Source organism: Pseudoalteromonas sp., assembly GCF_036960685.1.
Lineage (GTDB): Bacteria > Pseudomonadota > Gammaproteobacteria > Enterobacterales > Alteromonadaceae > Pseudoalteromonas.
The window spans coordinates 364820-377972 of record NZ_JBALXK010000001.1 but is presented as its reverse complement, the minus strand read 5'-3'; the positions used below and the strand labels follow the sequence as shown (position 1 = coordinate 377972).

The 13153-nt window shown below is 41.0% G+C and carries 15 protein-coding genes and 1 tRNA gene; 10 read left to right on the top strand and 6 right to left on the bottom strand.

Annotated elements, in window-relative coordinates; all coding sequences use genetic code 11:
- Window positions 1-11: 11 nt before the first annotated feature.
- The 5 genes from V7783_RS01760 (at window position 12) to V7783_RS01740 (ending at window position 2488) form a co-directional block, all read left to right on the top strand.
- The gene (locus V7783_RS01760; protein ID WP_335677261.1) at window positions 12-605 is read left to right on the top strand and encodes a FlgO family outer membrane protein; all 594 of its coding nucleotides are present in this window, start codon (window positions 12-14) and stop codon (window positions 603-605) included.
- Window positions 606-617: 12 nt separating this feature from the next.
- Window positions 618-1298, top strand: a complete 681-nt coding sequence (locus tag V7783_RS01755; RefSeq protein WP_335677260.1) for a FlgO family outer membrane protein — start codon at window positions 618-620, stop codon at window positions 1296-1298.
- 7 nt (window positions 1299-1305) lie between these two features.
- Window positions 1306-1974, top strand: coding sequence for a FlgO family outer membrane protein (locus V7783_RS01750; RefSeq protein ID WP_335677259.1), 669 nt, complete (start codon window positions 1306-1308; stop codon window positions 1972-1974).
- 108 nt (window positions 1975-2082) lie between these two features.
- A tRNA-Arg gene (locus V7783_RS01745) sits at window positions 2083-2157 on the top strand.
- A gap of 166 nt (window positions 2158-2323) precedes the next feature.
- Window positions 2324-2488: a hypothetical protein gene (locus V7783_RS01740; RefSeq protein ID WP_182762060.1), complete on the top strand. Its 165-nt coding sequence runs from the start codon at window positions 2324-2326 to the stop codon at window positions 2486-2488.
- 21 nt (window positions 2489-2509) lie between these two features.
- On the opposite strand, the gene V7783_RS01735 is transcribed toward V7783_RS01740, so the two are convergent.
- Complete coding sequence (locus V7783_RS01735; RefSeq protein ID WP_145236016.1) at window positions 2510-3124, bottom strand: response regulator; 615 nt, start codon at window positions 3122-3124, stop codon at window positions 2510-2512.
- On the bottom strand, window positions 3102-4247 hold the full coding sequence (locus V7783_RS01730) for a sensor histidine kinase (protein WP_182798128.1): 1146 nt from the start codon (window positions 4245-4247) through the stop codon (window positions 3102-3104). The genes V7783_RS01735 and V7783_RS01730 overlap by 23 nt, the downstream gene beginning before the upstream one ends.
- A gap of 150 nt (window positions 4248-4397) precedes the next feature.
- On the opposite strand from V7783_RS01730, the gene V7783_RS01725 reads away from it, so the two are divergent.
- The 3 genes from V7783_RS01725 to V7783_RS01715 all read left to right on the top strand — a co-directional run bounded on the left by V7783_RS01725 (window position 4398) and on the right by V7783_RS01715 (window position 6388).
- A complete protein-coding gene (locus V7783_RS01725) occupies window positions 4398-5567 on the top strand; it encodes an acyltransferase family protein (protein ID WP_182762030.1) in 1170 nt (389 codons plus the stop codon).
- A 53-nt stretch (window positions 5568-5620) separates the two neighbouring features.
- The gene (locus V7783_RS01720) at window positions 5621-5920 is read left to right on the top strand and encodes a hypothetical protein (protein WP_145236026.1); all 300 of its coding nucleotides are present in this window, start codon (window positions 5621-5623) and stop codon (window positions 5918-5920) included.
- Between the two features lie 105 nt (window positions 5921-6025).
- Window positions 6026-6388 (top strand): hypothetical protein, encoded by a 363-nt coding sequence (locus V7783_RS01715; RefSeq protein WP_182762032.1) that lies wholly within the window; start codon window positions 6026-6028, stop codon window positions 6386-6388.
- A gap of 215 nt (window positions 6389-6603) precedes the next feature.
- On the opposite strand, the gene V7783_RS01710 is transcribed toward V7783_RS01715, so the two are convergent.
- Entirely contained in the window at window positions 6604-7932 is a 1329-nt protein-coding gene (locus tag V7783_RS01710) for an ATP-binding protein (protein ID WP_335677258.1), read from the bottom strand.
- A 242-nt stretch (window positions 7933-8174) separates the two neighbouring features.
- Between V7783_RS01710 and V7783_RS01705 the strand changes: the two genes are divergently transcribed.
- Entirely contained in the window at window positions 8175-8519 is a 345-nt protein-coding gene (locus V7783_RS01705) for a cupin domain-containing protein (RefSeq protein ID WP_335677257.1), read from the top strand.
- Window positions 8520-8581: 62 nt separating this feature from the next.
- On the opposite strand, the gene V7783_RS01700 is transcribed toward V7783_RS01705, so the two are convergent.
- A complete protein-coding gene (locus V7783_RS01700; RefSeq protein WP_335677256.1) occupies window positions 8582-10030 on the bottom strand; it encodes a dihydrolipoyl dehydrogenase in 1449 nt (482 codons plus the stop codon).
- A 128-nt stretch (window positions 10031-10158) separates the two neighbouring features.
- Entirely contained in the window at window positions 10159-10887 is a 729-nt protein-coding gene (locus tag V7783_RS01695; protein WP_335677255.1) for a glutathione peroxidase, read from the bottom strand.
- A gap of 113 nt (window positions 10888-11000) precedes the next feature.
- On the opposite strand from V7783_RS01695, the gene V7783_RS01690 reads away from it, so the two are divergent.
- On the top strand, window positions 11001-11903 hold the full coding sequence (locus V7783_RS01690; RefSeq protein WP_335677254.1) for a LysR substrate-binding domain-containing protein: 903 nt from the start codon (window positions 11001-11003) through the stop codon (window positions 11901-11903).
- Here V7783_RS01690 and V7783_RS01685 read toward each other — a convergent pair.
- On the bottom strand, window positions 11887-13077 hold the full coding sequence (locus tag V7783_RS01685; protein WP_335677253.1) for a flagellar assembly protein FlgT: 1191 nt from the start codon (window positions 13075-13077) through the stop codon (window positions 11887-11889). The two genes, V7783_RS01690 and V7783_RS01685, sit on opposite strands and share 17 nt — an antisense overlap.
- Window positions 13078-13153: the final 76 nt, after the last annotated feature.

The window sequence follows — 13153 nt, the reverse complement described above, 5'->3', positions numbered from 1 at the left end:
GGATGGCAATTATGCGCCTTTTGTTATGTTTATTATTGCTGAGTTTAACGGCGTGTAGTTTAACGCAAGAAAAACCACCAGCACCTAGTACCGAAGCCCCAAAAGCGTCGATGGCGCCGTATACGGTTCATCAGTATGTGGGCGATTTAAGCACCCAACTTAGCCACGTAAACGGGCCATTTAAAAGCTCCGCACGGATTGCCGTAACTAGCTTTTACTTAGCCGGTGCGCTTGATACTGAGCTGGCACAAGGGCAAGGGGCAGGGCTGAGCCAACAAATTCAAGAAAGTTTATTAACTCAGTTTACTCAACTAGGTTACAACACTATTGAATATCGCCTTGAAAAACACCTTAACCTAGCTAGTAATGCTGACGGTATGTTAAGTCGCGATATTAGTAAATTACGTCAACGTCAGAATATTGACTTTGTCATCACCGGCACATTAACACGGCAACAACATGCCTATATAGTTAATGCCCGCATGGTAAATACGCAAGATAGCCGCGTTGTATCAGCAGCCAGCACAGAGATCCCCATTAATGTAATGTGGGGCGATGAAAAAATACAACAGCGCGACGGTTACATTTACCGCAGCGAATACTAATTAGGAGCTCTCATGAAACGCTTAATATTAACTTTATGTTTGCCACTGGGATTTGGTTGCGCACAAATGACACAACCGAGCAGCGCACAAGGTATGAATAACTCGCCACAACTGGTTGATGATCAAAGAATGGTTGCCGCTCCTGGGCAAACTAATTCGCTGTATCAAAATAATACCGCGGTGATGAATGATAGCAGCCAAGTTAGTGTACCAACGCGTAAAAATATTAATCACTATGTGCGCGGTATCATGCAAGATATGGCAGAAAACCTGCAATATGTGAACAGCAAAACGCCACTTGCCGTATCGAGCTTTATCTTTTTAGATGACAACTACAACGACGGTACTTTACTGGGTAATCAAATAGCCGAAAGCTTTATGCACGAGTTACACAGTTTTGGTGTCCCCGTAATTGATTTTAAAACCACCGACTTTATGCGCGTCACACCAAGCGGTGACTTTGTATTTAGCCGCGATTATTTAGAGCTTAGCCAAGATCAAAACTTTAACTACGTACTGGCCGGTACTATGGTTAATCACCAAGGTGGTGTACTTGTTAATGCTCGTATTATTGGCTTAGCAAGCAAAGCCGTTGTTGGCTCTGCGCAAGGGTTTATTCCACAATCTGTGGTTGATGCACTAGACAGTAGCTACCGTACAGATGGCGTGATGCTAAAACAAGCGAGTAAGTGAGGCTATAATGAGTAAGTTAAAAGGTAGCACCTCTTTAATAACCACAGGATTACTGCTTAGTACGCTCAGTGCATGTAATATGATGAACAACTCAGCGCCTGTTGAGCCTGTACAAAGCACCACCAGCCAGTACGAGTACGACCTTACTCCATTGCTACAAGCTCAAGCTAATAGCCAAGAGCCACTAGATAACTCAGCGCAATTTATACCAAATAAACACCATAAAACCTTAGTTAATTATGTGGAGCAAATGGCGCTGGATTTGGTTGATACCATGCAAACCGAGCTAGATGTATCGATTGCAGTTACTTCGTTCGTAGATTTAGATGCCAGCCTTAATAACAGCAGCCAATTAGGCAACCAGTTATCAGAGAGCTTTATCCATCAACTGCAAAAGTTTGGCTATGGTATTGTCGACTTTAAAACCACCAACTACATAGCAGTTAATGCCCGTGGCGATTTTGTATTTTCGCGTGATATAGAGCAATTAGCAGATAAACACATTGCCAGCCATGTATTGTCAGGCACCTTGATTTACCGCAGCAGCGGCGTTGAAGTAAACGCCCGTATTATCGATATCAACAGTAAACGCGTCATCGCCAGCAGCAATAAAACCCTGCCATATTACGTGCTCAACAACGCCGATATCCATCTCCAACGCGCAAGTATCAACTAAGGCCGTATTAAGTCCATTTAACTGCTTGATTGTAAATAGGATAAACCGTTATAATTTCCTAGCACCTAGCACCTAGCACCTAGCACCTAGCACCTAGCACCTAGCACTGGCCTCTTAGTTAAATGGATATAACGGCCCCCTCCTAAGGGGCAGTTACAGGTTCGATTCCTGTAGGGGCTACCAATAAAGTCAATGGGTTACGTGTTTTGTTTTTTCTTCCGCCTGTTTTTTATAGCACATTTATAGCATCGTAAATTGAAATATAAAGAATTTAGCGTTGTCTTTTCATTAAAATAGCCAAATTACATTCAGGCTGCTTTGTGCCATGAGCAGACATTGAAGATCTTTAATGTCTGAAATCAAGATTTGGGTGATGCCAATCATACTCATTGCTAGGTCACAAAAAGTGGGACGCCAAGAAAAGCTCGCATGGATAGTCGCCTGTTTGTTTATTAGTTGGTTTTGTTTACTCTTATTTATGTTGATTGCACCACTTAAGCCTAATCAAAAATAGTAATTTGGTGTTGTTCGCGTGTTAAATTAGGTTTTGATTAATGGCTTTTATAACGGCCTGAGTGCGGTCTTTTACGTCTAATTTGGCAAGAATTTGTGACACATGATTACGAATAGTCCCCTCAGAGTTATCTAATTTTTTGGCAATCACTTTGTTTGGCATACCTAAAGACAAACACTGCAATACGGTTTGTTCTTTGTCCGTTAAGCAGAGCTGAGGGCTTAGTTGCTTTTTGAGTAAAAAATCAGTCACCGCACTTTGCAATACTCGCTCACCTGCAACGACCTGCTTTATAGCGCTAATGAGTTCTTCAAGTTCAATGTTTTTAAGCACATACCCACGAGCACCTAGATTAAGGGCTTTGACTAATACATCACAATCTTCAAATGTGGTAATGATCAGCACGGGGGTTTTATCACCCTTCTCGCGCATTTTTTGCAGCACGCCGAGCCCATCTAAATTCGGCATTCTCATATCGAGTAAAGCAATGTCAAAACTATGCTCAGCTAATAGTGCAAGCGCTTGCAAGCCATCTTCAGCTTGGGCTTCTATATTAATGGCGCTATCGAGGTTAAGTAAATTAGCGAGGCCTAAACGAACTAAGGTCTGATCTTCAACTAGTAGGCACTTTATCATGGCTTTTTTCTTCTAAATTTAGTGGTAATGTCATGGTATTGATCAGTGTTTCTTGCTCAAGATGTTGTGAAAATTCACCGCCAAATAGTGTCATTCGCTCATTTAATCCTGCCAATCCGTTCCCTTTTTTAGGTAAATGGGTCTCTGGTTGATTGTGATACGCTTTTGCAATTAACAGCGGGTGTTGGCCAACGTGGGAGACATTCACATGCAAAGTAAAATAGTTTGCTTGGGTATGTTTAAGGGTGTTGCTGATCATCTCTTGGGTAAACCGCAATACACACAGGGCGTAGTCTTGAGGGAGCTGCTCTGTCCCCTTACTTAGTTGGAGATCACAGTGTAAATTAGGTGTTAGTTCGCAAATGGCCTCAAGAGCTTGCTTAAGTATCGTTTTGTCATTGCGTTGAGTGGAAACGATTTCGCGTACTTCTGCCAATACTTCTTGGCTAAGTTGGTGGCAAAGAGAGAGGGTTTCAACGGTGGCTTCATTTGCTGCTCTTTTAGCAAAATCTAAATTAATGCTGAGCGCGGTAAGCTTATGGCCGAGTGAGTCATGCAGCTCGCGTGATATATTTTGTCGCTCTTGCGCTGCATGCATCGCCCCCATCATGTGTTGGGTGGCTTTTAACTCTTTGTAGTTTTGGCGGGATTGGTAATGTGTATTTAAACTTTCGACAATACGCCGGCTAACAAACCAATTCATCAAGCAAAAGAAGAACCAAATTGTAAACGTGATCCAAGGAATGCCATTTTCCCAGCGCGAATAATGCGTTAAACCATAAACCAGCATGGCGGCCACAACACAAGCGAGTATTTTAGGAAGCGAAAAATGAGGACTAAAAACCGCGGTGAACATCACTAGGTGGATAAAAACTAAGGACGTTGAACTCAGTTGTATCATAGCCAAAATAAGCAGGAAATAGCCAAGTGCTACGCCGTGAACAAATTTATTGGGTTGTTTTAACACATACAGCAAAATGGCTAAAATGGAACCACTTACTATGATTTGCAAATATAGTGCTAATTCTGAGTTTGCATAATAGGCACACGCCGATGTCACCCCAAGCCACGATGCCAATGTTGAGAAATGCCAATCGGTTGTATGTCGTATAGTTGATTCCATTACTGCGGCCATATTTTTTTAGCAATTATTGCAGAACTCGCATTGTAAAAACAGTGACATCTGTCATAGCTCGGGCTATGAGCTTTGTGACTAGTGCCATTATGCCTCATTCATTTATGCTTTATTAATAAAAATTAGTTGGGCACATTAATGAATAAAGACAGTCGATTACATTACATTGATAATTTACGCAGCCTCGCGCTATTGCTCGGCATTGTATTTCATGCCGCTTTAGCCTACAGTCCGTTTTTTAGTAATATTTGGTTTACGGCAGACCCAAGTACACATGGCCTATTTGATTATATTACGCATACGCTGCACTTATTTCGGATGCCATTATTTTTTATTATTGCAGGGTTTTGCAGTGCGTTATTAATAGTTAAATCGAGCAACTCGCGATTTTTACGTCATCGCAGTAAACATATTCTACTGCCTTTTATTGTATTTTTACCGTTAAGCTTTGTCGTTTACTACCATGCCTTGAGTTTTGGGGCCGGTATAGCTAATTCAATACCGCCGATTTTTGCTGTGTTTAAAGTTATTAAAGAGCCTGTTGTTAGCACTATGCACTTATGGTTTTTGTGGAACTTATTCCAGTTTTGCTTAATTCACTGGTTGTTGAAAACAACTAACTTATTAGGCAATAAATTCGATGCGCTTAGCGTTCACCCTTTATTTATGTGGGTTGTACTTCCCATCGTGTTAACGTTTTCATTAATGGGGCAATCTATTCCATTTCCTGCTCCTGATAAACTCACGCCACAGTTATGGTCGTATGGTTTTTACGGCAGTTTTTATTGGTTAGGAGTGGGGCTTTATAAAAAACAGCAGCTCATTTGGTCATATTATAAGTACTTATGGCCTCTTATTTTGGGTGTTGCAATATCACTGACTGGTTATTTTTCTCTATTACCAGCCGCGCCAAGCTTAGATGAAGTGATTGCCGCCGCAACAACAGGTTATTTTGCCGCAGCAAGAGAGCTACATGTATTGCATGTTTTATCACAAGGACTGAGTGTTATTTTGTTAACCGCCATAACGTTTTTACTTGGGCATCGTTTTTTAAATCACCAAAGTAAGCTCAGTCGCAGCATCTCAAATGCATCATATTGGATTTATTTAATACATGTGCCAGTGCTGATTTATATTCAGATTCCATTGATTAATACTAATTTGCCAGTTTTAGTAAAGTTTATAGCTAGCGTGGTGGTTACATTACTTATAGGTCAAATAAGTTATTTATTATTAGTTAAAAATACGTGGTTGGGCGCACTACTTAACGGTAGGCAAACCAAGAGAAAGATAATACAGTCAGCTTAAATGTCGTCACTTGGTAATGACTTAAAAGCAGCGCTACATAAAGGGATACTATAATGAATGCAATAACAATCAAATCGACAACCGCCACGATTCAACAAGGGGCGATTAAAGCGGACGGCAGATTTTGGCTAACCAACACCGATATTCATTTTGCACCGTTTAATGCACAATTTGGGTTAGGGCCTTATACGTTTTCACGGCGTGAAATTGTAAAAGTGAGTAAGTGCACTGGTAAGGTTGTGGGTATTTTGCCTTATACACATGATGCAATTGAAATCGTATTAAAAGATGACGCTAAATATCAATTCATTGTGTCGAATCCAATTGAGTGGGTTAAATTAATTAACCAATAGTTTAAACCACAAACGCTGGTAGCCCATAAAAGTAACTATTGTTTTACTGTAACTAATAATGCACGATAAAACATGCCACTATTTTATTGGGTATATAGTAAGCACATGGATTTGATAAATACGCTTTTGCTTAAGCTCGGATTGGGTAAAAAAGCCGAACCCCTCATCGTTTTAGGGAAGAAACTATCAAACAACAATAACGCGGTAGTTAAGTCGCTTGAGTTATATTGTTTTTCGCCTGATGAGTATTTCGACGATATTAGTGAGTTTGAGAAAGACAATTGTTTTATTGAATCTGTAGATGATATAACCCCTGTTGATGCATTAGTGAGAGCGCTGAGTAGTGCAAATGCCGTTGTTTGTGTCGTGAGCCTTTGCTTGTTTTGCCAATACTACAAAAGCTCACGCCCAGTCGTTTTGAAAAAGCCAACGAGGGTCAAATCTTTTCTTAAGACATCAAACTTTTGACTGACCGCTTATCGCTCAAAGCTGACTAAGAAAGCAATAATGGCTTTATTAAGTACAGTTATTTACAGAACTCCAGATAAGACACTCTTTGCCAATGTTGAAATGGCTAGCTAAAGGTAATTTTTGGCTTTGTATTGGTGTTTGATATGAGCTTTGCGAGCATTCGCCAGCCTCTTCATTTACATCGTAATGAAGTTTGATAGGTCTATTTTTTATCAATTTATCAGCCTCAGGTGTTTGCTTACTACATATTCACTATAGTAGAGCGGCAGGACAATATATTCCTTCTCCAGTGGTGATGAACCTTGCGTGCCGGTGAGTTTAATTGTTTTGATGGGCTGGCATTTATTTATGTACGATTGTAGTGATTTTGCTTTGGTGCGTTTACCACTTTTTACTTCGATAGGCAGTATGTTGCCTTCGTCATCAGAGGCCACAAATTCGATCTCCGCTCTTGCATCACCCCATGAATATGTTGGGTCAATGCCTTGTGCAGCAAGTTCTTGTTGTACAAAGTTTTCCGCCACAAAGCCTTTGTATTCATAGCCTTGTTGTTTTATTTCTTTATACCCAATATTTAGCATATGATTTAATAAGCCTACATCAAAAAGAAATAACTTAACGATATTGTCTTTTTTATATGCTGCTAATGGGCTTTTAGGTGTGCCATCAATAGGGTGGTTTTTCAGTATCAAGCGGCATTTATTTAACCAAGAAATAGCGCTTTCAAAATCACCATAGCGAGATTTTTTATCGTGCATCCCTTTAAATTTAAAGCGATTAACCGATTCATCCATAACTGACGATAACTGTGCTGGAACATTATTAAATACAGCTTCGATTAAACCTGCATCTACTTTTCCTGAGTATTTGCCAAAATCTCGTTGATAGCCCTGTACTAAGTTTTTATGAATGTCAGTTACAGCTTGAACGCGGTCAATGATACTGTGATCAGATAAATCGAACCATGTACTTACAGCCTCTGGCATACCACCAGTAAAGTAATAATCAGTGAGTTTTGAGAATAATTTACTATGTGCTGCACTTGAGTTTGTTTGTGCTGCAAATGCCTTAATTAGAGCGGTGTCCTTCGAGGCGATCAGAAATTCACGAAATGTGAGAGGGCGCAGATTATGTTGCTCCACTTTACCAACCGGAAAGGAGTTTAATAAACCGATATTAGAACCACTGGCAGCGATGTGCATATGCGGTGCTTGTTCAGCAAAGTATTTGAGAGATGTGACTGCTTTAGGGCATTCGCCTATTTCATCAAGGATCAGTAGATCAGTATTAGGGTCAAACGTTTTTCCTGTAAGTAGCTCAATATTCGATAGTACGTCATCGGGTGATAACGAATCTGCGAATGCTTCACTCATTTGCGGGGACTCTAAGAAATCGATTCGAATCACGTTTGCAAAGGTACTGCCTAATAGAGTTTGTAATAAATAAGTTTTACCTGTTTGGCGAGCGCCATCAATTAATAATGGTTTTCGTGTTGGTTTAGATTTCCAATCTAATAACTTTTCTAAAATTAATCGTTGCATGGCAGGTCTCACATTACTCATTAGATGATTAATTACACTTTATTGCGCGAATAAATGCAAGTTTTTACACTTTTACGCGCGAATAAATGCGTGTTTTCACACTTTTACGCGCGAATAAATGAGGTTTTGCACACTTTTATGCGCGAATAAGTGTGGTTATGTTGTATGAATTAAATTTACTATCATTTTAAACTGCGATGTTTTACCTTGTTGTGCAGTCGTTTTTAAGGGATAACGAAGATATGGCAAGGCCTATTTCAATAGAAAACGCTGAGCATTATAACTGGGGTGATGACTGCGATGGTTGGCATTTGGTGAAAAGTGCGGCATTGAGTGTGATCCAAGAGCGAGTGCCGCCGGGCTGTTGTGAGCAGTTGCATAAGCATGAGTTTGCAGAGCAGTTCTTTTTTGTACTTAATGGGCAGGCTAGTTTGATAGTGGAAGCTGAAACGCACATATTAAATCCGCAGCAGGGCTTACATGTGCCTGCGGGGGTTGATCATCAACTATGTAATTATGGCCAAGATGATCTTGTGTTTATTGTTACTTCAACGCCGCCAAGTCATGGTGATAGAGTTAACCAATAATACCAAAGGAGGCCTAGACCTCCTTGATTGTTGGTAATATTTTTATCCTAGCAACCTAGCAACTAGTTCCCCGGGCCACATTCCATACATTGGTTAATAATGTCTGGGCCAAATTTAAGCTTGGCGTTTAAATCGCGTAGTGCGGTACGTAGGCCTTCTTCTATCACTGGGTGATAAAATGGCATATCGAGCATTTGCGGTACGGTCATTTTGTTTTGTACGGCCCATGCTAGTAGGTGGGCGATATGCTCAGCTTGTGGGCCAATAAACTCGGCACCTAAAAACAAACCTGTACCTTGCTCTGCGTATAAACGCATGTGGCCTTTGTTTTTTAGCATTACCCGGCTGCGGCCTTGGTTTTCAAAGCTGACTTCGCCAATTTCAAAACAACCACATTCACCAAAACGCTCGGTTATTTGTTTATATGTTTCACCAATCATAGCAATTTGCGGATCACTAAATACTGCCGCTATTGGTGTGCGTCTCAGGCCGTTACGTACATCAGGAAAACGCCCTGCGTTTTGGCCTGCAATAGTGCCTTGATCGCTTGCTTCGTGTAGCAATGGGATCATGTTACTGGCATCCCCGGCAATAAATATATTTGAATCGCCACACTGCATGGTGTGTTTATCCGCGATTGGTACGCCGCGTTCATCAAGCTCAATGCCGGTGTTTTCAAGGCCGAGTTTGTCGGTGTTTGGTACGCGGCCCGTTGCAGCAAGTACGTAATCAAATTGCTCTGTTTGTTTTTGGCCGTTTTTGTCAACATAGCTAAGCTGAGCTTTATCGCCCACTTTTTGCATATCTGAGACATTTGAGTCGGTATCGACAAAAAACTCTTCAGCAAATACGGTATTTGCGTAGTCTTTTATAACAGGGTCGGTAATTGGGCCAATCGCGCCACCTACACCAAATAATTTTACCTTTACACCTAAGCGGTGTAGCGCTTGGCCAATTTCAAGGCCAATAACACCGGGGCCAAATACGGCAACGGATGTTGGCAAGTCCTGCCAATCGAATACATCGTCGTTAATTATTAATCTGTCGCCAAAGTTATTAAATACGCCAGGGTAGGCAGGACGTGAGCCAGTAGCAATAACAAAACGCTTAGCGGTAATAATTGTATGGTCGTCAATCTGTACGCGATTGGCATCTAAAAACTTAGCATAACCTACAATTTTGTCATCAGCGGGTAACTCGTCTACGGCTTCTACTACAAAGCCAGCAAAGCGGTCACGCTCGTTACGTACGCGCGCCATTACTTCAACACCGTTTATAGTTGGTTTTGAGCTGTGCACACCAAAGGCTGGCGCGACGTCAATTGCGTGGGCGGCTTCTGCGGCGGCAATTAGTAGTTTACTTGGCATACAGCCAACACGCGCACAGGTAGTGCCGTATGGGCCAGCTTCAATCATGAGTACGTTGTTAGTGTGTTGTTTTGCGTTGCGGTATGCGCTTAAGCCTGCTGTGCCGGCACCAATTACCACAACATCTGTATTTAGTTCTTTCATGGTGATGTCCTCAATACCAATTTTATTAAAAAACTGGTTTCAAAATAAGTTAATAAAATGGGTATTTACAAAAAGGTAAGAAGTAGGGGCATAATTGCCCCTAATTACGTGCTTAAAGGATTACTTAATTAAGCAAAGTATTTTTCTAAATCATCAGAGCCACCAATGTGCTTACCGCCGATAAATACTTGTGGTACGGTCTCACGGCCTGAGATTGCTTTAAGGCTAGTTAGTGATGCACCTGCACCCATAGTGATCTCTTCAAATACAAGGCCTTTTTCTTCAAGAAGCGCTTTGGCTTTAGTGCAGAACGGGCAACCTGGTTTAGTAAAGATGCTTACGGCTTCAGGCTTTACTTGCTTAGGGTTGATGTAATCAAGCATGGTGTCAGCGTCTGATACTTCAAACGGGTCGCCTGGTAAGTCTGGCTCGATGAACATTTTGTCAATCACGCCGTCTTTAACCAGCATTGAATAGCGCCAGCTACGTTTGCCAAAACCTAGGTCATTTTTGTCTACTAACATGCCCATGCCGTCAGTAAATTCGCCGTTACCATCGGGTAGTAAAGTAATGTTTTGTGCTTCTTGGTTTTGAGCCCAAGCGTTCATTACAAAGGTATCGTTTACTGATACACATACGATGTCATCAACACCATTTTGTTTAAGTACACCCGCTAGCTCGTTGTAGCGTGGTAAGTGTGTAGATGAACAGGTTGGTGTAAATGCACCTGGTAGTGAAAATACAACAACAGTTTTACCTTTAAAAATGTCGTCTGATGTAACTGATTTCCACTCATCGTTTACGCGAGTTGCGAATGTAACTTGTGGAATTGTTTGACCTTCAATATTGTTTAACATGTTTTTAGTTCCTCTTGATTTGTTGATAGCCATTATGTCGTGAAAGTTATAATAGCTCCAATCGTTTGTTTATATTAATATGATAGGTATCACCTATTGAGTTTGAGCTTACTATGAATTTAAAAGATCTTGAATATGTAAAAGCGGTTGCCCATTACAAACATTTTCGTAAAGCGGCAGACGCCTGTTATGTAAGTCAGCCGACATTGAGTGGCCAAGTTAAAAAGCTAGAACAAGAATTGGGTGTAACATTATTTGACCGCTCCACTAAGCAAGTTACTTTAACGAGGCAAGGTGAACGTTTGTTGACACAAATTAAGTTAGTGTTAGAGCAAACCCAAATATTAAAAGAGCTGGCGGCAACATCGAGTGCGCCATTACAAGGTAGAGTAAAAGTAGGCATTATCCCAACTATTGCGCCGTATTTATTACCCACCTTACTCACCTCAATGAAAGAGGCCTTTGCAGATAGTCAGTTTACCTTTGTGGAGATGCAAACAAGCACTATTCTGGCCGCGCTTGATAACGGTGAACTCGACATTGCAATCCTAGCAGATGTGCCTGAACTTAAGCTTTATCATACAGTTAATTTATATAAAGAAGATTTTTTGGTGGCATTGTCAGCGCAAACCCCGTTAGCAAAACGCAGCAAAATAGCCTTAGATGAACTAAAAGCGTGTAATTTATTAATGCTCAGCGATGGTCACTGCTTTAAAGATCAAGCGCAGCGATTTTGTTTTGCTGCTGGGGTTGATGTATCAAACCAATACCAAGGCAATAGCTTAGAGACATTATTAGCATTGGTGGCTATGGATGATGGCGTAACGTTTGTACCAAAACTGGCTTGTATTGAACGCCCAGGTATTGCGTATTTACCGATTTTTCCGAGCCAACAGCGCAGTGTTGTGTTGGCATCTCGCAAGCATTACCCACATTTGGCCGGTGTAGAGTTATTAGCTAATTGGTTAAGTGATCACCCAAGTTTGCACAAGCAGTTGACTAAAGCGCTAGGTTAGCCAGCTCGACCACATCGTTTATTTGAATATTTGGTAAGGGTTGTTTATCTACACTGACCGCTACTGCGCTTTGCTGATAGACCTGCTCAATCTGTACTTGGTTGAGCGTGGTAATGAGGTTGGGCATTTTATTACCGGCGGCATCGGTTAGGTAATTGTGATGGGCAATATTTAATATTTGTCCTTTTTCAATGCCGTGTGCTTTGCCTAAGTTTATAATTAGTTTACTGTTTTCAATGTGTAGTATTTTTCCTTGGGTTTCAAGGCAGGCCATAGCAGCTTGTAAATCATAGCTGAGGGCTTGATTTATATCAGCAATGGTTTGTCCGTAATCGGAGTCCCAAAACTTTTCGCTGAATACATCTATTAATTCTGTTTTTTCGAACGGCCAGATACCTTGTCCACGGTAGCTCTTTTGCCATAAACGCTCGTAGGTGGTGCCATCAAATAAGACAAAATCAATATTGTAAGCGCGTTTATAGGTTTCATCTTGCCAAAAAGCATAGCTATTATTAAGTTTATCGCTGTTAGATATATTTACAATCTGGCTTAGTAATACGTATTGTGAATTACTGCGCGAGGCTATTTCTTCAAGTAGGGCATTACTGTAGTCATATTGCTGAGTAAAAAACTCACCAACACGAATTGGAAAATTAAAGTAAGCAGTAGGGCGGGTACTTATTGGCGATTCATTTAACGTATTGTAGAGGTTTTCGCTGGTGGCTTTGTTGATGTCAAAAATTTGACCCATTTTTGCTTGTTCGCGGTGTTTAAGTTGAGTTTGCGTAATTGCGACAAATTTATTAAAGCTGCTGGCAGGACACTGCTCTTGCTCGGGGAAAATATCTAAACGTAGGGTGATTGCAAATTGATCGCCGTGTCTATCTTCGCTGATCATTTCTATTTTTTGTATTTCACCATGGCTGTTAATTTTTAATTGGTCTTGCGTGAGCACCCCGTCGACTAAGGTTTGCATTGATGTCACGCGCGCGCCTGAAAACACCAGTGCTTGCGTAATTGCGTCTTTTATTGCGACCGACTTTGCTTTAGCAATATCATTATTTTTAATACTGGCATGGCCGGTTGATTCAAACCATTGTGCATAAGCGCTCGTACTCACGCTCAAAGCAAGCAAAGTCATTGCTGTTACAACACACGTTAATCGTTTTTTCATCACAAGGTCCACGCCAATATATTGGTTAATTATCACTAGTACGCAAGGACTATACCAATTGTTAAATAAAGCAAAT